23 protein-coding genes are annotated in these 21,416 nt (G+C 71.9%); 9 read left to right on the forward strand and 14 right to left on the reverse strand.

The annotated features are described in order from the left end of the window. Positions 1-301 precede the first annotated feature (301 nt). The 6 genes from BX286_RS21105 to BX286_RS21130 form a co-directional block, all read right to left on the reverse strand. Positions 302-742 (reverse strand): DUF4279 domain-containing protein, encoded by a 441-nt coding sequence (locus BX286_RS21105; RefSeq protein WP_261993485.1) that lies wholly within the window; start codon positions 740-742, stop codon positions 302-304. Continuing rightward, positions 739-2,601 carry a polymorphic toxin-type HINT domain-containing protein gene (locus tag BX286_RS37495; RefSeq protein ID WP_261993486.1) on the reverse strand — a complete coding sequence of 621 codons (1,863 nt, stop codon included), beginning with the start codon at positions 2,599-2,601 and terminating at the stop codon, positions 739-741. The genes BX286_RS21105 and BX286_RS37495 overlap by 4 nt, the downstream gene beginning before the upstream one ends. A gap of 162 nt (positions 2,602-2,763) precedes the next feature. Further along, positions 2,764-2,964, reverse strand: a complete 201-nt coding sequence (locus BX286_RS21115) for a DUF397 domain-containing protein (RefSeq protein WP_079431881.1) — start codon at positions 2,962-2,964, stop codon at positions 2,764-2,766. A 162-nt stretch (positions 2,965-3,126) separates the two neighbouring features. Continuing rightward, positions 3,127-3,450, reverse strand: a complete 324-nt coding sequence (locus tag BX286_RS21120; RefSeq protein ID WP_121015879.1) for a hypothetical protein — start codon at positions 3,448-3,450, stop codon at positions 3,127-3,129. 283 nt (positions 3,451-3,733) lie between these two features. Further along, entirely contained in the window at positions 3,734-3,922 is a 189-nt protein-coding gene (locus BX286_RS21125) for a DUF397 domain-containing protein (RefSeq protein WP_167747651.1), read from the reverse strand. A gap of 13 nt (positions 3,923-3,935) precedes the next feature. Next, positions 3,936-4,787, reverse strand: a complete 852-nt coding sequence (locus tag BX286_RS21130) for a Scr1 family TA system antitoxin-like transcriptional regulator (protein WP_079429161.1) — start codon at positions 4,785-4,787, stop codon at positions 3,936-3,938. 253 nt (positions 4,788-5,040) lie between these two features. Here BX286_RS21130 and BX286_RS21135 point away from each other — a divergent pair, with 253 nt between their 5' ends. Both BX286_RS21135 and BX286_RS21140 read left to right on the forward strand, forming a co-directional pair. Then, positions 5,041-5,469, forward strand: a complete 429-nt coding sequence (locus BX286_RS21135; RefSeq protein ID WP_121015882.1) for an ATP-binding protein — start codon at positions 5,041-5,043, stop codon at positions 5,467-5,469. A 73-nt stretch (positions 5,470-5,542) separates the two neighbouring features. After that, positions 5,543-5,818 (forward strand): hypothetical protein, encoded by a 276-nt coding sequence (locus BX286_RS21140; protein WP_148710286.1) that lies wholly within the window; start codon positions 5,543-5,545, stop codon positions 5,816-5,818. Between the two features lie 4 nt (positions 5,819-5,822). Here BX286_RS21140 and BX286_RS21145 read toward each other — a convergent pair whose 3' ends face one another. Beyond that, the gene (locus BX286_RS21145) at positions 5,823-6,749 is read right to left on the reverse strand and encodes a cyclase family protein (RefSeq protein ID WP_079431882.1); all 927 of its coding nucleotides are present in this window, start codon (positions 6,747-6,749) and stop codon (positions 5,823-5,825) included. Between the two features lie 100 nt (positions 6,750-6,849). On the opposite strand from BX286_RS21145, the gene BX286_RS21150 reads away from it, so the two are divergent. From BX286_RS21150 to BX286_RS21160, 3 genes are read left to right on the forward strand one after another with little or no spacing between them, the layout of a single operon-like run. Next, positions 6,850-7,761, forward strand: a complete 912-nt coding sequence (locus BX286_RS21150; RefSeq protein ID WP_121015888.1) for an SDR family oxidoreductase — start codon at positions 6,850-6,852, stop codon at positions 7,759-7,761. Positions 7,762-7,777: 16 nt separating this feature from the next. After that, positions 7,778-8,977 (forward strand): acyl-CoA dehydrogenase family protein, encoded by a 1,200-nt coding sequence (locus tag BX286_RS21155; protein ID WP_121015891.1) that lies wholly within the window; start codon positions 7,778-7,780, stop codon positions 8,975-8,977. Further along, positions 8,974-10,050 (forward strand): Zn-dependent alcohol dehydrogenase, encoded by a 1,077-nt coding sequence (locus tag BX286_RS21160; protein ID WP_079429166.1) that lies wholly within the window; start codon positions 8,974-8,976, stop codon positions 10,048-10,050. The genes BX286_RS21155 and BX286_RS21160 overlap by 4 nt, the downstream gene beginning before the upstream one ends. Positions 10,051-10,082: 32 nt before the next feature. On the opposite strand, the gene BX286_RS21165 is transcribed toward BX286_RS21160, so the two are convergent. Next, entirely contained in the window at positions 10,083-10,994 is a 912-nt protein-coding gene (locus BX286_RS21165; RefSeq protein WP_079429167.1) for a DUF3592 domain-containing protein, read from the reverse strand. 53 nt (positions 10,995-11,047) lie between these two features. Further along, a complete protein-coding gene (locus BX286_RS21170) occupies positions 11,048-11,665 on the reverse strand; it encodes a flavin reductase family protein (RefSeq protein ID WP_121015893.1) in 618 nt (205 codons plus the stop codon). 213 nt (positions 11,666-11,878) lie between these two features. Between BX286_RS21170 and BX286_RS21175 the strand changes: the two genes are divergently transcribed. Further along, complete coding sequence (locus tag BX286_RS21175) at positions 11,879-12,673, forward strand: VOC family protein (RefSeq protein WP_121017709.1); 795 nt, start codon at positions 11,879-11,881, stop codon at positions 12,671-12,673. An 89-nt stretch (positions 12,674-12,762) separates the two neighbouring features. Here BX286_RS21175 and BX286_RS21180 read toward each other — a convergent pair whose 3' ends face one another. The 3 genes from BX286_RS21180 to BX286_RS21190 form a co-directional block, all read right to left on the reverse strand. Continuing rightward, a complete protein-coding gene (locus BX286_RS21180) occupies positions 12,763-13,575 on the reverse strand; it encodes an enoyl-CoA hydratase/isomerase family protein (RefSeq protein WP_121015896.1) in 813 nt (270 codons plus the stop codon). Positions 13,576-14,075: 500 nt separating this feature from the next. After that, positions 14,076-16,310, reverse strand: a complete 2,235-nt coding sequence (locus tag BX286_RS21185; RefSeq protein WP_100863144.1) for an acetate--CoA ligase family protein — start codon at positions 16,308-16,310, stop codon at positions 14,076-14,078. 178 nt (positions 16,311-16,488) lie between these two features. Continuing rightward, positions 16,489-17,646 (reverse strand): NAD(P)/FAD-dependent oxidoreductase, encoded by a 1,158-nt coding sequence (locus BX286_RS21190; RefSeq protein ID WP_121015899.1) that lies wholly within the window; start codon positions 17,644-17,646, stop codon positions 16,489-16,491. A gap of 172 nt (positions 17,647-17,818) precedes the next feature. Between BX286_RS21190 and BX286_RS21195 the strand changes: the two genes are divergently transcribed. The 3 genes from BX286_RS21195 (at position 17,819) to BX286_RS21205 (ending at position 19,521) form a co-directional block, all read left to right on the forward strand. Beyond that, positions 17,819-18,592, forward strand: a complete 774-nt coding sequence (locus BX286_RS21195) for an aspartate/glutamate racemase family protein (RefSeq protein WP_121015902.1) — start codon at positions 17,819-17,821, stop codon at positions 18,590-18,592. Between the two features lie 69 nt (positions 18,593-18,661). After that, positions 18,662-19,114, forward strand: coding sequence for a DoxX family membrane protein (locus tag BX286_RS21200; RefSeq protein ID WP_121015904.1), 453 nt, complete (start codon positions 18,662-18,664; stop codon positions 19,112-19,114). Then, positions 19,111-19,521: a Zn-ribbon domain-containing OB-fold protein gene (locus BX286_RS21205; protein WP_079429173.1), complete on the forward strand. Its 411-nt coding sequence runs from the start codon at positions 19,111-19,113 to the stop codon at positions 19,519-19,521. Before BX286_RS21200 ends, BX286_RS21205 begins: the two co-directional genes overlap by 4 nt. A 19-nt stretch (positions 19,522-19,540) precedes the next feature. On the opposite strand, the gene BX286_RS21210 is transcribed toward BX286_RS21205, so the two are convergent. After that, positions 19,541-20,206, reverse strand: a complete 666-nt coding sequence (locus tag BX286_RS21210; protein WP_100863140.1) for a pyridoxal 5'-phosphate synthase — start codon at positions 20,204-20,206, stop codon at positions 19,541-19,543. A 45-nt stretch (positions 20,207-20,251) separates the two neighbouring features. Continuing rightward, positions 20,252-21,403 (reverse strand): IS630 family transposase, encoded by a 1,152-nt coding sequence (locus BX286_RS21215; RefSeq protein WP_261993487.1) that lies wholly within the window; start codon positions 21,401-21,403, stop codon positions 20,252-20,254. Between the last annotated feature and the right edge of the window lie 13 nt (positions 21,404-21,416).

A 21,416-nucleotide genomic window follows, 5' to 3' on the forward strand; every position in this document is an offset into this window, starting at 1 on the left:
GAGGCCGCCCCGGGGCTGGAGGGGCTGCGGGCGCCGTACGGAGAGCTCGCGGGGCGGGAGCCGGGGCAGTGGATCGCCGGGTTCGAGGAGTTCGCGGAGCTGGTGAGGGGCTGGGCCGAGGTGGTCCGGGAGGCGGGTCGGCGGCGGTGGGGGTGATCGGCCTGCCGATCCGGTCACCCTGCGGCCTGTGAGGGCCGCCCCCGATGTGAGGGGAGCCCACCGGGCGACGCTGGTGGGCTCCCCTCATGGCCGCGTCCCGGGCCTGGCCGAGCGGGCGGTACGGCGGCCCGGGGGGTGGGCCCTACTGGCCTCCGAGATCCGTAGCGCCGCCGCATTCGTGGTAGACGTACTGATCGATGTCGAGAGAGGCGCGGGCCGCGCCGACCCACGCCATCAGGTCGGGACCGAGGAAGATGCCCTTCTGCTGGGGGTCTTCAAGGTCACGGATCTCCTGGACCAGGACCAGCGAGACGGCGGCCTCCCCGGAATCGACCAGCCGGCCCAGGCTGGCGGCAAGGTCCGGCCCCCACCCGAGCACCACGGGCTCCAAGTGCTCCGGCCTGGCCCCCGCCTCCGTCGAAGCGTGCCGGATCCAGGTCGACTGGGACCGCGGCGGCGACTGAGGACGCCGACGGCTTCCGATCGAGGTCGCCTCGTCGGGCTCCATCCCCAGCCTCTCCGAGACCTCCGCCGGCTGGAGGGACTCGCTGACCACCCTGAGATACATCCGGAACCCGCTCACGGCCGGAACCTGTAATTCGTCGGAACGAGGATCTTCCCGTCCTTGCTCATGAGCACGATCCTGCCATCCCCGTCGCGCACGGCGTCGAACCGCGACACGTTGTTCTTCCCGACCCAGTCGGCCTTGAAGCCGTGCGGATCCTCACCGAGCCCCTCAAGAGCCTTCTCGAGTTGCTTCTCCCTGAGCTTGACCAACGATCCGCGGTCGATGGCCGACGCATCCGGGATGTCCCCGGGGATGAAGTCACACGACGCGTTGTGGACCAGCACGGGCGTGCTGCCCGCCAGCACGTAGTAGGTGTGGAGGTCATTGACGGTCAGGTTGTAGGCAGGTTGTAGGCCCTTCCAGCGTGTGACCGTGGCGATCTCGACAGTGCTGCCATCGGCAGTGCGGAGGGTGTCGCCGACGTTGAGGTCGCCTGCATCGGTCCACTGCTTGGATTTCGTCGACCAGAAGGGGTGGTGAGCGGTGGCGGTCAGCGATCCTCGCCCTGCCCCAGGGCCGAGAGTGATGCGGGTGAAGTCCCGGTCGTCGGGAGTGTAGATGGTGGAGTCGACGCGGCGCGGTCCGGTCGCACCTGTCGTGGGATCGGTGGCGAGGACGGCGTCACCGATCTTGATCTGCTGGATGGGGGCAGCCGTGCCGTCACCCCTCAGCACGAGGGTCCCGGCGGGGAAGCTGTTCGTCTTGCACGGGACCTTGCGCCCCCGACGGGCCGCGCGGATGTCCTCGGGGACGAGCTTGCCGCCGTACTTGAGCCACTTCAGCACCACGGTCGCGCCGAGGGCGCGGTCTACGGGACTCAGGTGTTCACCAGTCACCATGTCCTTGCCGGTGAGAGCGTCGATGACCCCCTTGCCGTCGCTGATGCCGGGGAGGAGATCGAGGAGCATCCCCATCCTGCGGTCCTGCTCGTCCTGTGCAGCGGCCTGCTCGGGCGTCTTTGCGGCCCCGATGCTCTCACCCACGTGAGAGAAGTCGAAGTCGAACTTGAGGTCTGGCACGAGGATGCTGTCCGCAGCCTTGTTGAAGTCGGCTACGGAGGTGTTGACCTGCCCCAGGCCCTCGTTCATCTGGCCCACGCCCGCGTTGAGCTGGTCCATACCCCGATTGGCCTGATCCAGCCCCTTGTTGATGCCGTCGATGCTCTCGTTGACGACGACCATGGTGTCGTTCATCTCGTCGAGCGCCTCGTTCATCTGAGCGAGGCCGGCGTTGATCTGATCGACGGCCTTGCCCAACTCCTTGAGATCAGCCCATATGTCCCAGGACGGACCGCCCTTGGGCGGCTCGATGGGCTTCTCCTTCTCCTTCGGGAAATAGTCTCCGGCGATGACGGTGAAGGCGGCGAGGAGTTCGGGAGACAGGTCTCCGGTTACGTCGAGCATCCGCGACACCGCGATCATGTCGGCCCGGATCTTGTCCAGATTCGGCCTGGCTGCCTTGTACGTCGTGGCGACCTGCCGGAATATCTCGCGCCGCCTCTCGGGGTCGGCGTTCTCATGGTTCGCCTCGTCCAGCAGGGGCTTCAGCTGGTCGACGAGCGCTCCGAGCTCCTTCTTCACCCCGGTGAAGGCGGCCCCGTTGTCCTTCATCGCCGGCATGGAAACGTACAGGAAGAGGCCTACGGCCAGGGCAATCTCGGCCGACCGGAGGGCGAAGTCCTTGCGGCACTGCGGTCGCTGAAGCAGCGGCTTCTGCCTGCACTTCGAGTACTGCTCCACCTTGGCGGCGATCTCCAGGAGCGTGGGCTCACGCTCAGGAGGCCCAGCCGCCGCAGCCGTTCCCACGCCCGAGCCGATGGCCAGACATAGGACGGTGAAAAAGGTGACGATCTTCTGCGATAGACGCTGGTTCATGCATTCCTAACAGCGCGCGTCGAGCAGGACGCGCGTTCCCTGGATGGCAGGGCCACCCTCTTGTTACTCGCGCGTAGCGCGTGGTCGCCGGGCAACTTAGTCCGTTACCGAGGGTCGCCGTCGTTCTCGCTTGGCTACTTTCGGCCAAGGACGGGTGCTGTTTCAGGGGATGAGGTGGTCGAACTCGCCTGCCTTGACGCCCTCGATGAAGGCGGCGAGTTTGGCGGGGGTGGTGGTGACGATCTGCGTCGGGTCGTCGCTTTCGCGTAGAACGATGCGGCCGTCCTTGCGGCCGAGCTCGATGCAGTTCTCGCCGTTGGCCCCGGAGAAGGAGGACTTCTGCCAGGCGATGGATTCGTCCATTCCGCCTTCTCCTGTCGTCCGGTTCGGTGGCAGGTGGGTACTGCTAAGCGTGGCGCCGATATGCCTCGTGTGCGAGAGCCTTGTCGGCCACCTGGAAGTCAAGGCGGCGCAGGCCGTGGGATGGGTGCGGGTGAGGGAGAGGTAGTCGACCGGGCGGACGCGTCATTCGGGGCGGAGGCCGTCGCGGAGGACGATGCTGAAGCCGGCGGTTTCGCGGCGGTGGAGGGCGGCGAGGGCCTGGATGCGGCCGCCGCCGTCGGCCCAGGCGAGGGCCCGGTCCACCTCCGTGGGGGAGAGGGCGAAGGGGTGGGCGGTGCGGATCTGGAGCCGGATCAGGCGGATCGCCTCCTCGGGGGTGTCCAGCATGGTGCGGTCGAGGAGTTCGGGGGGACCGTCGTAGGCGTCGTGGTGGCACAGGGCCTCGAACCAGTAGCCGGTCCGGATCGCCACCGTGTGGTCCTGGGGGGTGGGCGTGGCCGTGGTCATGTGCCGGTCTCCTGCCGTCGCGGAGAGTTGCCCCCTCCAGGCTGTGACGAGCAGCGGGGAGGGGGCAACCGGTGACTCTCCCGAACTGGCGCAGAGCAAGGGAGAGTTATGCCGCCACAGGCCGACCCGGGCGGCGTGATGTGACGCTAGCGCGCGCTGCGGACCCGTATCAACTGTTTGACGTCGTACGGGTGATACGGCATATGCCAACCCGTTGTACGGGGCCGCTATGGGGTCCGGCCTCCTGCCCGTGGAGGGCAGGAGGCCGGGGAAGGTGTCGGGCTCAGGCGAGGTCGTCAAACTCGCCTGCGGCGGCTCCGTCGATGAACGCCCTGAGCTTGGCTCGGGAGGTCCGGATGATCACGGCCGGGTTGTCGCTCTCGCGGATAAGGACCTCGCCGTCCTGTATCGCGACCTCCAGGCAGTTGCCCGTATCGGCGGACCTGGAGGACTTGCGCCAGATGATTTCCACTGTTTTCACGCCTTCACAGTTGTTGCGCCATCTCGCGGATGAAATCGCGAGACCGTTCAGGGGTGTACGACCGCTGCTCCGTCCGATCGAGCACCGCCCGATAGTTGGCGAGCCGAGTCTCGGCGTCGAGCAGCACGGAGCCCGTCGGAATGTCGGTCTGGACGGTGTCCAGCTGGGGCACCGGGCCGTACGCATACAGAGTCGGACCCCCAGCGTTGGGGAAGCCTCCGGCTTCGAAGGGGATCACACGGACGGTGACGTTCTCCCGCTCGGACTGGTCAAGTAGGTACTTGAGCTGGTGAGAGGTCACGTGGCGGCCGCCGAAGTTCATTCGCAGGCCGGCTTCGTGGATCAGGAAACTGCAGCTGAGCGTGTCTTTACGGTCGAGTACGTCACGGCGTCGCATGCGGAGTGAAAGGTGGCGTCGCAGGTCCGTCGGCGTCATTGGAGGAACTGCTTCCTCGAACACGGCGCGAGCGTAGTCCTCAGTCTGTAGCAGCCCGGGCATGTGCATGATCTGCACGCTGCGGAGTGCCTGGGCGTGGTGCTCCAGTTCGCACAGGTCGAGCAAGCTGGCCGGGAGTTCGTCGCGGTAGTCGTCCCACCACCCCCGGCCGCGCTCGTCGGCCATGGCTGCGAGGGCTTCCACGTACTCCAGGTCGGGGCAGCCGTAGTGCCTCGCCCAGGTACGCACGCGCTCGCTACTGACGCCGAAGCGGCCGCTTTCGACGTTGCTCATGTTGGTCCGGTCGGTACTCAGTCGGGATGCGGCGTCGGTCATCGAGATGCCGGCGTGTTCCCGGATCTTGCGGAGCTCGCTACCCAGTCGGCGCTGCCGAGCGGTTGGAGCTTTCCTTGGCGGCATCGGCGCCCCCTCCTGTCGGCTCTCATCTTGGCCTCTGGTCGGGATCAGGGTCCACCTGTCGCCTACGTATTACTGACTTCGTAGAAACTGTGTGACGAAGTCGCTACAGTCAGTGCTTGCACCGCGTCGCACGCCAGTAAGACCGAAGTGCAGCCGCTGACACGCGCCTTGGGGCGCGCGTCACCTGGGGGCGGCCGATGCCACGCATGGCGCAGGCAGCGCGAAACTCGTACCGCGTTGGGAGTGAACCACGATGAACACGAGCGCTTTACGGCATGCCGACGAGCCCGCCCCCGGGGTCGGGCTCAGCTATCGGATGGTCGCGCCGAGTCGGGCCGATACCCCTCGCATCGCCCGGGACTGGGTGGTGTCCGTGTTGCGGAGTGCCGGGTATGCCGGGCTGGAGGAGCGGGCGCGGCTCTGTGCGTCCGAGGTGGTGACCAACGCCTACCGGCACACCGATACGGCCGAGATCGCCGTCGAGGTCGCCCTGGCTCGGGACCGGGTGACCGTTTACGTCTCCGACTGCGCCCCCGAGCACTGGCCGCAGGGTGGTGGGCTCGGGGTGTTCGCCACCTGTGGGCGGGGGTTGGCGCTCGTGGCCGCCTGTGCCGATGACTGGGCGGCGGTGGCGCAGGGGGGCTCCGTGAAGGTGGTGTGGTTCAGTCTCGTCCCCGGGTGAGGTTGACGGAGGCATGTGTTCCGTCGCCGCGGCGGGGGCACATCGTCGAACAGGTGGGCGACGGGGGTGGGGTATGAACAGGGCGGATCGGTGGCTGTCGGTCGGTTCGGTGGTGGGTGTGGGGATATGGGTGGTGCTGGGCTGGATCGTGATGGATTCGGACCTGCAGGGCGTCCAGGAGGCGCTCACCAGCTGGGGGATCGCCGGGCTCGCCCTGGTGCCCCTCCTGCTGATGCCGGCCATCGCGTTCTTCGCCGACGAGCCCGGCAACGGTGAGGCCGTCGCCTGGGCCGACGACGACCAGCCCTCCCGGCAGTGCGGAGGAGCCTGCGGGGGCTGCGGGGGCTGACCGGCTACAGCACCGCCACCGGGGCGACCGGTGTGCCCGTGCCGCCCGTGAAGGGTTCCGGCATGGCGGAGAGGAGGAAGGTGTAGCGGCCGGCTTCCGCACAGGCTGTGGACAGTGGTTCGAGGTTCCAGTTCTGGCCCTGGTGCATGCCCATCTCCACGAGGTGCAGCGCGTGCACCGGGAGCCACAGGTTCTCGATCTCCGGCGGGAAGATCTCGAAGGTCAGGGTGTCGTTCGCGACGGCCGCCACGTCGCGGGCGTGGAACCACTCCGGGGTGCGGACGGACAGGCCCGGGGACGGGAAGCCGTAGCCGTGTTTGTCGCCCGCCAGGTAGGCCTGGATCTGGCCCGTGCGGACCAGGACGATGTCGCCCGCGTGGACGCTCACCCCACCGAACTCCTCCGCCTCCGCCAGGTCCTCCGGGGTGACCGCGTGGTCGCCGGGGAGGCGGTCCAGGCCCTTGGCGCGGGCCACGTCCAGGAGGACCCCGCGCGAGACGATCGGCGTGGCCTTGTCGATGCCGCTGAACTGGGCCCGGGTGTGCGCGGTGATCGTGGTCGCCGGGCGGCCGTTGTAGATGCGGCCCGAGTGGGAGACGTGGGTGAGGGCGTCCCAGTGGGTGGCCGCCTGGAGGCCCATCGTCACGGCGTCGTCGCTGCAGGCCACCGTGCCCGGGCCGAAGAGCTCCTGGTTGATCTGGACCATCGTGTGGAGGGGGTTGATCCGGCCCGGGATCATCCCCGCCTGCACCCCGTCCTCCTTGAGGGGCAGGGCCAGCGGGACGCGGCGGCCCGTGCGGATCTCCGACGCCGCCGCCCGTACGACCTCCTCGGTGATCAGGTTCAGGGTGCCGATCTCGTCGTCGGCTCCCCAGCGTCCCCAGTTGTTGACGCGCTTGGCGATCTCGTGGAACTCGGGGGGCAGGGTCATGGCCGCCATCTACTCCTTGAACGAACAGGGGCTTGTGGGAAGGGATCTGACTGGTCATAGAATCTAACGGACCGTCAGAAAAAGCGGGAAGGGGCCGGACGTGGGGAACTTCTTGGCAGGCAAGGCCGTGGCCGTCACCGGCGCCGGCCGGGGCATCGGCCGGGCCGTGGCGCTCGCCGCCGCCGCCGAGGGCGCCAAGGTCGTCGTCAACGACTACGGCGTCGGGATCGAGGGGAACGCGCCCACCAGTGAGGTGGCGGAGGAGGTGGTGAAGGACATCCTCGCGGCCGGGGGCGAGGCCGTCGCCGTCGCCGACGACATCTCCACCATGGCGGGCGGCCAGCGCATCGTCGACACCGCCCTCGCCCAGTACGGGCGCCTCGACGGGGTGGTGTGCGTCGCGGGCATCCTGCGCGAGCGGATGCTCTTCAACATGTCCGAGGAGGAGTGGGACCCCGTCGTCGCCACCCACCTGAAGGGCACCTTCACCGTGTTCCGCGCCGCCTCCGCCGTCATGCGGCGCCAGGGCTCCGGCACCCTCATCGGCTTCACCAGCGGCAACCACGCCGGCTCCGTCGCCCAGGCCAACTACAGCGCCGCCAAGGGCGGGATCATCTCCCTCGTCCGCAGCGCCGCCCTCGGCCTCAACAAGTACGGGGTCACCGCCAACGCCGTCGCCCCCGTCGCCCGCACCCGGATGTCCGCCAACGTGCCCATGGAGCTCAAGGAGATCGGCGAGCCCGAGGACGTCGCCGCGCTCGTGACCTACCTGCTCAGCGACCGCGCCAAGGCCGAGGGCATCACCGGGCAGGTCTACACGATCGCCGGACCGAAGATCGCCGTCTGGGCCCAGCCCCGCGAACTGCGCGCCGGGTATGCCGAAGGGGCCTGGACCCCCGAGAAGATCGCCGACTTCCTCCCCGGCACCGTCGGCACCGACCCGATGCCGATGCTCGCCCAGCTCGAAGCCATGGCCAAGGCGGCCGCCGCCAAGGACCGCCCGAACGCGTAGAAGGGGAGGGTGGGGCGTGGACTTCAGTTTCGGCGCCGAAGCCGAGGAGCTGCGCGGCCGCGCCCGCGCCTGGCTCACCGACCACCTCGTCGGCCCGTACGAGCAGGCCATCGGCCTCGGCGGCCCCGGCAGCGAACACGAGGGCGTCGGGGCCCGGCGCGACTGGGAACGCGAACTCGGCCGAGGCGGCTGGATCGGCACTGGCTGGGACGCCCCGGCCGGCGCCTACGGCCGCCGTCGGCTCTCCCTCACCGAGCAGGTGGTGTGGGCCGAGGAGTACGCCGCGGCGCGCGCCCCCGCCCGGGTCGGCCACATCGGCGAGAACCTTCTCGCCCCCACCCTCCTCGCCTACGGCACCCGGGAGCAGCAGGACCGCTTCCTGCCCGCGATCGCCCGCGGCGAGGAACTGTGGTGCCAGGGCTACAGCGAACCCGACGCCGGCTCCGACCTCGCCGGACTGCGCACCGCCGCCGTCCGGGACCCGGCGGACGGGCGGCTGCGCGTCACCGGCCAGAAGATCTGGACCTCCCTCGCCCGCGAGGCCGACTGGTGCTTCGTCCTCGCCCGCACCGAGGCCGGCTCGCGCCGCCACCACGGCCTGTCCTTCCTCCTCGTGCGGATGGACCAGCCCGGACGGGTCGAGGTCCGGCCGATCCGGCAGATGTCGGGGACGGCCGAGTTCAACGAGGTCTTCTTCGACGGGGCCGTGGCGGAGGAGGTCGTCGGCGGCGAGGGCAACGGCTGGACGGTGGCCATGGGGCTGCTCGCCCTGGAACGCGGGGTCTCCACCCTCGTCCAGCAGATCGGCTTCGCGGCGGAACTGGAACGCGTGGTCAAGGCGTACGCGGCTTCGGGTGCGCCCGACCCGGTGCTGCGCGAACGCCTCGTACGGCAGTGGGCCGAGCTGCGCACCATGCGGTGGAACGCCCTGCGCACCCTCGGGGAGGCCGGGGACGCCGGGGCGCCCAGCGTGGCCAAGCTGCTGTGGGGCGGCTGGCACCGGCGGCTCGGGGAGCTGGCGGTGGCCGTCCGGGGTGCGCGGGCCACGGCCGGGCCGGGGCTCTGGGCGAGCGGGGTCCCGTACGAACTCGGGCTCGACGAGGAGCAGCGCCTGTTCCTGTTCACCCGGGCCGACACGATCTACGGCGGCTCGGACGAGATCCAGCGGAACATCATCGCCGAGCGGGTGCTCGGCCTGCCTAAGGAGCCCAGATGAGGGGCGTCGTGTTCGACGGCAAGCAGGCCCAGGTGGTCGGGGACCTGGAGGTACGGGATCCGGGGCCGGGGGAGGTGCTGGTCGCGATCGCCGCTGCCGGGCTGTGCCACAGCGACCTGTCGGTGATCGACGGGACGATCCCCTTCCCGCCGCCGGTGGTGCTGGGGCACGAGGGGGCGGGGGTGGTCGAGGCGGTGGGGCCGGGTGTGACGCACGTGGCGCCGGGTGACCACGTGTCCCTGTCCACCCTCGCCAACTGCGGGGCCTGCGCGGACTGCGACCGGGGCCGGCCGACGATGTGCCGCAGGGCGATCGGGATGCCCGGCCGGCCGTTCTCGCGGGGCGGGCAGCCGCTGTTCCAGTTCGCGTCGAACTCGGCCTTCGCGGAACGGACCCTGGTCAAGGCCGTACAGGCGGTGAAGATCCCCGAGGACGTCCCGCTGACCTCGGCCGCGCTGATCGGCTGCGGGGTGCTCACCGGGGTGGGGGCGGTGCTGAACCGGGCGAAGGTGGGGCTCGGGGAGACCGTCGTGGTCATCGGGACCGGCGGGATCGGGCTGAACGTGATCCAGGGCGCCCGGATCGCGGGGGCTTCGGTGATCGTCGCGGTGGACGCGAACCCGGCGAAGGAGGCGGTCGCGCGGCAGTTCGGGGCCACGCACTTCGTGGACGCGTCGGCGGCCGGGTCCCTCGCCGACACCTCGGCGGCCGTCCGCGAGATCCTGCCGACGGGCGCCGACCACGCCTTCGAGTGCGTGGGCAGCGTGAAGCTGATCCGGCAGGCGATCGACCTCCTGGACCGGCACGGGCAGGCGGTGCTGCTGGGGGTGCCGGGGTTCAAGGAGGAGGCGTCGTTCCTGGTCTCCTCGATGTACCTGGACAAGACGATCATGGGCTGCCGGTACGGATCCTCACGCCCGCAGCGTGACATCGCGCTCTACGCCGAGCTGTACCGGCGGGGGGAGCTGCTGCTGGACGAGCTGGTGACGGAGGTCTACCCGGTGGAGGACTTCGCGAAGGCGGCGGACGACGCCCACCACGGGCGGGTGGCGCGGGGGGTGCTCACGTTCTGACGGGCGGTGGCGGCCCGGTGGCCCGGCTCGCGTCACGCGCGCCGGGCCACCCACAGGAGGGCGAGGACCGGGGCCGGGACGGCGAGGACGGTCCACAGGCGGCTGAAACCCGCGACCTCGGTCTCCAGAGCCACCGGCAGCAGAGCGAGGACGCCGAGGAGCAGGATGGCGAGCGCGGGCAGGTGGGTGGCGGGCTCGAAGCGGCGGAGCCGCCGCAGGGCAGCCCGGGACAGCTCCGATTTCACAGAGGCGCCCGCGATGATCAACCAGGGGCCGAGGAGAGCGCAGAGGCCTACTGTGAGCAGTGGCGCCGAGCGGCGGAAGACGGAGCGGGTGCCGACGCCGACCTCGGGGTGGGCGGGGGCGAAGTACACGTCCACGGCCGAGCCCGGTGCAGGAGCGTCCTTCGTGTAGACGGCCTTCACGGGGACCTCGCGGGGCCCGTCGTCGTAGGGGACGCGCAGGACCACGTCCGTCTCGTAGTAGCCGTCGCGGTCGTCGGTCGCAGCGGTGTGGTCCGGCTCGCCGGTCAGCCGGACGATCTCGGCCCGGTGGAGGTCGTACCCGGCCCGCTCCAGGCGCTCGGTGCGCTTGCCGTCCTCGCTGGAACCGGTGGCGGCGACGACGAGCGCGGCCGCGGTGGCGAACGGGACGCCGAAGGAGAGCAGGTAGCGCAGCACGCGGCCCTGGCGGCGCGGTGCGGGGGTCGGCGGGGCCTTGGTCAGTGACACCTTCGGCGGTCTGCGGCCGGCCAGGTACGAGGCCACGGCCCAGCAGACGGCGAAGGCGGTGGAGGCGCCGGCGAGGGCGATCTCGACGGTCAGGGGCGGGTACGGGCTCACCCCGGCCAGGCTGCAGACGACCGCGCCCAGGGCGCTCGCCAGCATCAGCCATCCCGTGGTGGTCGTCCACCCGGTGCGCGCGTGTTCGTACGTCCTCTTCATGGCCCCCCGCCCGTTCGAGACCGGCAGGATAACGGGTGGGCGGGCGGGGGGAGTCAGTCGGCCAGGCGACCGAAGCGGCCCTTGTGGAAGAGGAGGGGGGCGCCCTCGCCCTCCGCGCCCATGGCCTCGACGCGGCCGACGACGATGAGGTGGTCCCCGCCGGTGTGGACGGCGTGGATCCGGCAGTCGATCCACGCCGGCACGTCGTCGAGCTGCGGGGAGCCGGTGGCCGGGGCGGGCCGGTGGGAGACGCCGGCGAACTTGTCGGCACCGCTGACGGCGAAGGCGCGGCAGAGCTCGCCCTGTCCGGCGCCGAGGATGTTGACGCAGAACACCCCGGCGCGGGCGATGCGCGGCCAGGTGGTCGACGTACGGGCCACCATGAAGGTGACCAGGGGCGGGTCGAGGGAGAGCGAGGCGAAGGACTGGCAGGCGAAGCCGGCCGGGCCCTCCTCGCCCTCGGCGGGCGGCGCGGTGATGATCGTGACCCCGCTCGCGAAGTTGCCCAGTACGGCACGGAATTCGGCGGGGCTGACGGGCGCGCGCTCGTCCTCGCCGACGGCCCGCAGGTCGGGGCGCGGGAGGGCGTCGACGTGCGCGGGGACGGGCTCCCGGGCCGTGGAGGTGGGGGAGCCGGCTGACCTGAGGTATCGGACGACGGTGGCCGCCATCCCTGCGTGTCCCATCACCCTTCGATTGAACCTGACGGGTCATCAGATGAGAAGGGGCGGGACGGGTCTGGAAGGGTCGGGAAGGGGGTAGCGGGTGGCGGGTGGCGCCGAACGGGTGAATCCGGGCGGGCATGGCGGCCGGTACGCCGCGAGGGGGGTGGGGGGTGGGCATGGTGGCGAGCGACTGCGTGGCGCCTACCTGTGGAGGACCTGATGCTCGGCACCGACTTCCGTACCGGATCGCCCAACTGGCTCGACCTCGGCAGCCCCGACACCGGCGCGGCCGCCGCCTTCTACCGGGCGGTCTTCGGCTGGGACTTCGTCTCCGCCGGGCCCGAGGCGGGCGGCTACGGGTTCTTCCAGCAGGGCGGCAGGACCGTGGCCGCGCTCGGCCCCCTGACGGAGGAGGGGGCGGACTCGGCGTGGACCGTGTACTTCCAGAGCGACGACATCCGGGTCACCGCCGACGCCGTGCAGCGCGCGGGCGGGGAGGTGCGGGTGGCGCCGATGGACGTGATGGGGGAGGGCTGGCTGGCCCAGTTCACCGACCCGCAGGGTGCGCGGTTCGCCTGCTGGCAGCCCGGGAAGACGGGCGGGCTGGAGGTGGCCTCCGCCGAGAACAGCCTGGTGTGGGTGGAGCTGCACGTGCCGGACCCGGAGGCGGCGCTCGGCTTCTACGGCCGGGTGTTCGGGTGGCGGTCGGCGGAGATGGAGACGCCGGGGATGACGTACCGGGTGCTGAGCCTGGCAGACGGCGACCAGCAGCAGACCTCCTTCGGCGGGGTCGCGCCGCAGGGGGAGGGGGCTGGCGGGGCGTCGAACATCCTGCCGCGCTGGGTGCCGTACTTCCACGTGGCGGACGCGGATGCGACCGTGGCGGCGGTCGAGGGGGCCGGGGGTGCGGTGCTGATGCCGCCGGCGAACGTGCCGGACGTCGGGCGGATCGCCTGGGCGGCGGACCCGGCGGGGGCGGTGTTCGCGGTGCTGAGGCCGGATCCGCGGATGTAGGGGGTGGGGGCGGGGGAGCCCGGGCCGTGTCGTGCGGCCCGGGGGTGGGGGCCCGGGGGTGGGGCCCCGGGGTGGGTGGGGCGTTGGCCCTAGCGGCCTCGGTATTTCGGGGTGCGGCGTTCCACGAAGCTGGCCACGCCCTCGTTGGCGTCGGCGGTGGTCATGTTGAGCTCCTGGGCGGTGGCCTCGGCGGCGAGTGCCGTTGCGCGGTCGCTGTCCAGGGAGGCGTTGACCAGCTGCTTCGTGAGCGCGAGGGCGCGGGTGGGGCCCTGGGCGAGGCGCTCGGCCCACTCCCGGGCGGCCGCCTCCAGCTCGTCGGCCGGGACCACCTTGTTGACGAGGCCGAGGCGGGCGGCCTCCGCGGCGGGGACGGCGTCGCCGAAGAACATCAGCTCCTTGGCCTTCTGGGGGCCGAGGAGGCGGGGGAGCAGGTACGCGCCGGCGCCGTCGGGGACGAGGCCGCGGCGGACGAACACCTCGATGAAGCGGGCCGGTTCGGCGGCGATGACGAGGTCGCAGGCGAGGGCGAGGTGGGCGCCGATGCCGGCGGCGGTGCCGTTGACGGCGGCGATGACGGGTTTCTCGCAGTCGAGGACCGCGGTGACGAGGCGCTGGGCCCCCAGGCGGATCATGCGGGCCACGTCGCCGGCGACACGGTCGGTGGCGGCGGCGGATGCGGGGCCGCTGCGGAGGTCGGCGCCGGCGCAGAAGCCCTTGCCGGTGGCGGTGAGGACGACCGCCCGGGTGGCGGTGTCGGCGGAGGCGTCGGCGAGCAGGGCGATGACGCGTTCGCGCTGGTCCCAGGTGAGGGCGTTCATGGCGTCGGGGCGGTTGAGGGTGATCCAGGAGACGCCGCTCTCGAAGCGGTGCCGGATCTCGTCCGAGGGGGTGTCGGGGGTCATGGGTCTCCGTCGGCGGGGTCGGGCGCTGCCCCGGGGGCGGGGCTGCGGGGCGGGGTCGGTGCGGTTGCCCTGGCCGGGCGGTTGCGGGGGCTGGGCGGGGCCGGGGCGTGCGGGGCCGGGGGTGGCCGGGGCGTGCGGGGTCGGGGCGTGCGGGGCTGGGCGGGGTCGGGGCGTGCGGGGTCGGGGGTGGCCGGGGTCGGTGCCGGGGTGGGGTGCCGTCCGGGGCGGGCTTCGATGTTCGGCGCTCCGAGCCGGGTCAGAGATGCCTGGCTCCCCAGGGCGCCGAAGTCATCTCGTTTTAGCCCCGGACGACACCCCACCCCGTCCCCGCCCCCGGCCGGGTGCGTCCGGATCTGCGGCTGCCGCCCTGGTCGGGTGCGTCCGCTGCTGCGGTCGTCGTCGCGCCATCCGGCTGGTTGGGGGCCCTCCCAGCTGGGCGGAGCCCCGGGGGACGGGGCAAGGGTGGGTGGGGGGGACATCGGACCGGGGTGTGCCACCGGCTAGCGGCAGATGGCCAGGGCGTCCAGGGCTACCGCCCCCTGGCCGCGGGGGAGGACCATCAGCGGGTTGATGTCCAGCTCCGACAGCTCGTCGCCCAGTTCGAGGGCCATCCGCTGGACGCGGAGGACCACCTCCACCAGCGCGTCCACGTCCGCCGGCGGAGCCCCCCGTACGCCGTCCAGCAGGGCCGCGCCGCGCAGTTCGCGGAGCATCGTGCGGGCCTGGTCCTCCCCGAAGGGGGGTACGCGGACCGCGGCGTCGTTCAGGACCTCCACCAGGACGCCGCCCAGGCCCACGGTGACGGTGGGGCCGAAGAGGGGGTCCTGGGTGACGCCGACGACCATTTCGACGCCGCGTTCGACCATCTGGCAGACCAGGATCCCGTCCAGCGGGATGTTCTCGTAGCGGGCGATGTCCGTCAGCTCGCGGTAGGCGTCGCGGATCTGGCTCGCCGAGGTGAGGCCGACCTTGACCAGGCCGAGTTCCGTCTTGTGGGCCAGCTGGGGGCCCGAGGCCTTCATGACGACCGGGTAGCCGACCAGGCCCGCCGCGCGGACGGCGGCCGCCGCGCTGGTGACCAGCTGCTCGCGCGGGACGCGGATGCCGTAGGCGCGCAGGAGCTGCTTGGCGGCGTGTTCGCTGAGCTGCTGGCCCGGGCGCATCAGGGCCTGGGCCTTGCGGTAGGAGGGGGAGGGGGTGCGGGGGGCGTCGTCGAAGGGGGAGCGGTAGGAGGCCGTGAAGCGGTGGTGGCCGAGGTAGGCGCGGACGGCGGTGATGCAGTTGCCGAAGGTGCGGAACGTGGCCACGCGGGAGGAGCCGAGGAGGGTGGCGCGGTAGGCCTCCTCGGTGCCGACGGGGGAGCCCCAGATGACGCAGACCAGCTTGTCGGTGGCTTCGGCGGCGTCGGCCAGGTCCTGGGCGAGCTTGTCGCTCATCGGGGGGAAGGGGCCGGTGATGGGGCAGATCAGGACGCCGACCGAGGGGTCCGCGAGGAGGGCGTCGATGATCTTGCGGCCGCGCCAGTCGCCGACGGGGTGGCCGCCGTTGTCGACCGGGTTGGCGACGTTGAGGTACGGGGGGATCCACTGGTGGAGCTCGGCCTGTTTGGCGTCCGAGAGGGTGGGCAGGGTCAGCCCGGCTTCGGTGGCGAGGTCAGAGAAGTGGGCGCCGGTGCCGCCGGAGATGGAGTAGACGACGACCCCCTCGGCCTGCGGGGGCCTGGCCCGGGCGAGGAGGGCGGCGGTGTCCTGGAGTTCGTCGAGGCCGTCGACGCGGATGACCCCGAACTGGCGCATGGCGGCGTCCACGACGGTGTCGGCGCCGGTCAGCTTGCCGGTGTGGGAGGCGGCCATGCGGGCGCCCGTCTCGGTGCGGCCGACCTTCACGGCGACGACGGGGACCCGGTTGCGGGCGGCCCGGTCGGCGGCGAGGAGGAAGGAGCGGCCGTCCTTGAGGCCCTCGACGTAGCAGGCGATGGCCCCGACCTCGGGCCGTTCGGCGAAGTAGGAGATGAAGTCGGCGGTCTCCAGGTCGGCCTCGTTGCCCGTCGGGGCCCAGTGGGAGAGGCGGATGCCCAGTTCCTGGAGGGTGTAGACGGGGCGGCCCTGGTGGCCGGACTGGGTGATCAGGGCGATGGCCGGGCCTTCGAGGTCGTCGCGGAACCTCTCGAAGGCGTTGAGGTTGGTGTTGGGGCCCAGCAGGCGCAGTCCCGAGCGCTGGACGGCGGCGGTCAGCCGGGCCTGGGCGGCGGCGCCGCTCTCGCCGGTCTCGGCGAATCCGGAGGCGAAGGCGACCGCGAACTTGACCTTGGTGTCGGCGAGTTCCTCGATGACCGGGACCGGGTCGGCGACGAGGAGGACCGCGAGGTCGACCTGTTCGGGCAGCTCGGCGACGGAGGCGTGGCAGGGCAGCCCGAAGACGGCGGTCCGGGTGGGGTGCACGGGGTGGACGCGGGCGCCGACGCGGTCGGCCCAGGCGATCAGCTGCCGGGTGATGCCGGTGTTGGGCCGGCCCTCGGTGTCGGAGGCGCCGATGACGGCCACCGACTCCGGCCGGAAGAACCGGTCCAGGTCGGGTACGTCGGAGTGCAGGGGCCGGCCGCTGACGTCCCGTTCGGCCGTGTCCCCGGCGGCCGGTGCCGTCGTGGAGTGGACGGCCGTCCTGGGGGTCTCCCCGCAGGCCTCGACCCGTGCGCGGAAGTCGGTGGTGAGGGTGCCGTGAGTAGATCCAAGCATCGCTTCGCCCGCCCTGCTCGATGAACCTCGATGGAGTCGTCGGTAGCTGACGTCTAGTCAGATTACTGAACTGACGTGCCGTCAGGAACAGGGATGCGCAGGAAAGGTCGTGGAGGTGGTGTGCCCGAACCGTGGCAGAGGTGTTCGGGCGCAGTCCAGACCGGAACCGGCCTAGGTCCTAGCGGGCGAGGGCCCTGGAGATGCGGCGGGCGTCGCGGGCCAGTTCGCGGAACATGCCGCTGACGGGGTTCGTGTAGCCGGTGAAGTACAGGCCGGGGGCCTGGGGGGCGGTGCGGGGGCCGTGGACGCGGGGGCGGCCCCGGTCGTCCAGGACGTCCAGGTGGCCCACCAGGGCTTCGAGGCCCCGCCGGTAGCCCGTCGCGGCGATCACCGTGTCCGGAGTGATCTCCGTGCCGTCGGCGAGGCGTACGCGGTCGCCGTCGAAGGAGGCCACGGCGGCCACGGGCTCCACCCGGCCGGTGCGCACCGCGTCGATCAGGCCCACGTCCTGGACCGGGATCGCCCCCTGCCGGGCCCTGCTGTACAGGTCCGGCGCCGGGCGCGGGAGCCCGTGCGCCGACAGGTCGGGGATCGAGACCTTCGCCACCAGCGCCCCGAGCCGGTCCACGAGCCGCACCGGGAGCCGGCGGACGAGGATCCCCGTGCGCTGCGCGGGCCAGCCCAGCGTGGAGCGGCGCACGATGTGCGGGGCGGTGCGCACCGCCAGCCGCACCCGGGCCGCCCCGCCCTCGGCGAGGTCCACGGCTATCTCGGCGCCGGTGTTGCCGACGCCGACGACCAGCACGTCCCGTCCCGCGTACGGGGAGGGCTCGCGGTAGCCGCAGGCGTGCAGCAGCCGCCCGGTGTAGGTGGCCGCGCCCGGCCAGTCCGGCAGGTGCGGGGTGTGGTTGAAGCCGGTGGCCACGACCACCGCCCCGGCCGCGAGGAGCCGGCCGCCCGAGGCGTGCAGGGTCCAGCCCCGCCCGTCGGCGGCGCGTTCGATCCGGGTGACCTCGACGCCGGTGACCAGCTCCAGCTCGTGGTGCTGGGCGTACTTCTCCAGGTACCGGACCACGTCGGCCCGGGCCACCCAGCGGCCGAAGCGGCGCGGCATCTTCAGGCCCGGCAGGGCCGACAGCCGGCGGGTGGTGTGCAGCCGCAGCCGCTCGTAGTGGCCCCGCCAGGAGGTGGCGACCGCGTCCGACCGCTCCACGACCACCGCGCGCACCCCGCGGGCGCGCAGCGCGGCGGCGACGGCGAGGCCGCCGGGGCCCGCGCCGATCACGTACACGGGGCGGGGCTGGGTGCTGGTCAGGTCCGGTGCGGGCGCGGGCATGAGGAGTGAGCGTATCGACACAGAGGGTTGATGGGTCTCGGTCGAGGAGGGAATCGATTGCGGATCGGTCACGGGGGCGGGCGCCGGTCGCGCCGGGCCCGGCGCGGCTCGGCCGCAGAGAGGGGCGAACCCTGCCAAAGTGGGGCGTCTCGGTAGTGGAGAGGAGTGTGCGATGTGGCAGCCCGACGGGTGGGACGTACGCGTCCGGCTCGGTGTCCTCACCCCTCACGCCGACGTCGGCCCCGAGTCGGAGCTGCGCGCCATGGCCCCGGCCGGTGTCGGCCTACACTTCGCGCGGGTGCCGTTCGGGGCGATGGGGCGCGGCGGTGCGATGGAGGAGACGATCCCGCTGGCGCCCGTACGGGCCTTCGCCGAGCCCCCGCGGCTGGACGAGGCGGCCGGGCTGCTGGCGGACGCGCCGGTGGCGGTGGTCGCGTTCGCCTTCACCAGCTCCTCGTACGTGATCGGGGCGCGCGGGGAGGCGTACATGCTGGCCCGGCTGCGCGAGCGCGCCCACGGCCTGCCGGTGGTGGCCACCTGTGCGGCCGCGGTCGAGGCGCTGCGCGCCCTGGGGGTGGGGCGGATCGCGCTGGTGGACCCGCCGTGGTTCGACGAGACGCTGAACGAGCTCGGCCGCGGCTACTACGAGGAGGCCGGCTTCGAGGTCCCGTACGCAGCCCCCTGCGGACTGCCGGGCGGGCAGGCGCAGGTCACCCCGCAGGCGCTGCACGACTGGGTGGCCGACGAGGTGGGGGACGCGGCCGAGGCGGTCGTGATCGGCGGGAACGGTTTGCGCGCGGTCGGCGTGATCGAGGCCCTGGAGGCCACCCTGGGCCGCCCGGTGCTGACCGCGAACCAGGTCCTGCTGTGGTCCGCCCTGCGCGCGGCGGGTGCGGGGGCGGACGGGGTCGAGGGGTACGGGCGGCTGTTCACGGAGGTCGCCTGAGGCCTTGCGGGATCGGCGCCGATCCGCTGAACTGACGTACCGTCAGATCAAGTGGAGGGGTGGCGGTCCATGCAGACCATCTGGCTCAGCGGGGCCGAATGGCTCGCCGTGCTGCGCATAGGCCTCGGCCTGTGGTGGCTGGAGAGCTGGCGGCACAAGGACAAGAAGGGCTGGTTCGAGCGCGGCACCGGCATAGCCTGGGCCGCCGACGTCGCCGGCAAGCACCGGTGGTCCTTCGTCCAGAGCGGCTTCGCCTCGGTCGTCCAGCCGCGCCCGCGGCTGATGGCGTACCTCGTCGTCTACGCGGAGCTCGCCCTGGGCCTGGGTCTGGTGCTCGGGTTCCTGACCCCCGTCGCCCTGGCCGGCGGGCTGCTGCTGAACCTGCTCTACCTGGTGCTGATGATCCACGACTGGGCTGAGCAGGGGCAGAACGCGATGATGGCGCTGATCTCGGGCGTCGCGTTCTTCGCCATGGCCTGGCAGACCTGGTCCCTCGACGCCGCGATCGGACTGTTCCTGTGAGCGCCGCACGGTACGACCTCCCCGAGGCCGACGAGTTCACCCGCCCCTACTGGGACGCCGCCGCCGGGGGCCGGCTGCTGCTGCGGCGCTGCGCCGACTGCGGGCGCGCCCACCACTACCCGCGCGAGTTCTGCCCCTTCTGCTGGGCGGGCGAGGACCGGGTGGCCTGGGAGGAGGCGAGCGGCCGCGCGACCCTCTACACCTGGTCGGTGATCCACCGCAACGACCTGCCGCCGTTCGGCGAACGCGTCCCGTACACGGCCGCCGTCGTGGACCTGGCGGAGGGACCCCGGATGATGACCGAGGTCGTCGACTGCCCGGAGGGGGAGCTCCGCATCGGCATGCCGCTGCGGGTCACCTTCCGTGAGGCCGCCGACGGGGTGTGGGTCGCGGTGTTCCGTCCCTGAAGCGGCGGTCCGGGCGGGCTCACGGCCAGAGCAGCTCGCGGGCCCAGGCGTCCGGACCGGTGCGGCGGTAGCGCAGGCGGACGTGGCGGCGGGCGGCGTCGCCCTGGAAGAACTCCGCCTCGGACGGCTCCAGTACGTAACGGGTCCACGTCGGCGCCGGGGCGTCGGGCTCCGCGGCCGCCCGCTCCCAGGCCGCCGCCGAGGCCCGCGCCAGCTCCTCCGCGGAGCCCAGCACCTCGCTCTGCCGGCCCGTCAGCGCCGCCGCCAGCGCACCGCGCGAGCGGACCGCCAGGTCCGCCCGGCTCTCCCGCTCCCCGCACGCGCTCACCCGGCCCCGCACGCGGACCTGCCGCCCCACCGCGGGCCAGTAGAAGACCAGCGCCGCCTCCGGCCTCCCGGCCAGCTGGCGCCCCTTGGCGCTGGTGGCGTGCGAGGCGAAGTGCCAGCCCCGCGCATCCGCCTCGTGCAGCATCACGATCCGCACGTCGGGCCGCCCGTCGGCGTCCGCCGTCGCCAGGCTCATCGTGTGCGGCTCCACCTGCCCGGCCCGCGCGGCGTGCACGAACCACTCCCGGAACAGCTCCAGGGGCTCCGCGGGCGCCGAAGCCGGGTCGAAGGAGGGCAGGGCGGTGTCCCAGACGCGCAGGGAGTGCAGGACCTCGTGGAACTCGGAGTCACCCGTCATCCCGCCAGGCTAAGTGGTCAACTCTCGAAATCCTTCGGGGGTTGATCAGGCTGCCAGGGCGACGGAGGATTCTTCTTGTCGGTCGGCGGGTGTGTATCGGTCGAGTCTGGCCAGCAGATCGTCTAGGTCGGAGGTGGTGAACCTCCACTGGAACGGCTGTGCCATGGCGTTGTAGCGGTCTTCGAAGGCTCGGAGCCGGTCCCGGACCTGGGTCAGGTCCGGGAAGTTGTTGGGTGAGACGACCTTGCGCTGGACGATCGAGAAGAAGATCTCGATCTGGTTCGTCCAGGAGGCGTGGACGGGGGTGTGGACCATTACAGCGTTCGGAAACGCCGTGGTCAGACGGTCGATGGCCTTCTTCCCCCGGTGAGAGGAGCCGTTGTCGACGATCCAGAAGACGCGTTTCGCGCTGGCGTAGGGTTCGGTGGTCATGACCTGCTCGACCAGGTTCATGAAGGGCACGATGCCGGTCTTCGATTCGCAGCGGCCGAAGACCTTCGCGCGATGGACGCCGTAGGCGGCCAGGTAGGCCAGTGCGCCGCCGCGGTCGTATTCGTGGTTGACGCGCATCGTTCGGGCTTGCCCTGGTGCCAGGGTCGGGTGGCAGCGGCAGCGCGCTTGAATTGAGGTCTTCTCGTCCGCGGAGATCACATACTCGTCCTCGCCCAGCGGGACGCCGTCGAAGGTGCGGACGTACAGGTCCATCACGCGCGCGGCCTTGGGCCGGAAATCCGGGTCGCGCACGAAGACCCAGGACCGGTACTGCCAGGGCTTGAGCGCGTCGTCCTTGAGCCAGCGCCGCACGGTGGAGGGGGAGATCGAGTCGGCGATGGACCGAGCAACCACCTCACGGGCCAGCTCCGGACACGACCAGCGCGACAGAGGCGCGCCGGTCTCGGCGGGTAGCTGGCAGGCCAGCGCCTTGACCTCGGCAACCTGCAGCGCGGTGAACGAGACCGGCCGGCCGGACCGCTTACGGTCGGCGAGGGCGGGCAGGCCACCGGCTGCGAACCGGCCCCGCCACGTGCGCACTGTGTCCACGTGCATCCGCGTCTGCGCGGCTATCCGGGCGTTGGAGTGCCCCCGGGCCGCCAGCAGCACGATGGTTGCCCGCTGTCGGGCCTGATGCGGGGTCTTGTGACCGTAGGCCATCTTCTTCAGCCGGTGGCGCTCAGAGGCGGTCAGCGCGACGGGCACGGCGGGGGCGAGG

The organism is Streptomyces sp. 3211.6 (assembly GCF_003634815.1).
GTDB classification, from domain to species: domain Bacteria; phylum Actinomycetota; class Actinomycetes; order Streptomycetales; family Streptomycetaceae; genus Streptomyces; species Streptomyces katrae_A.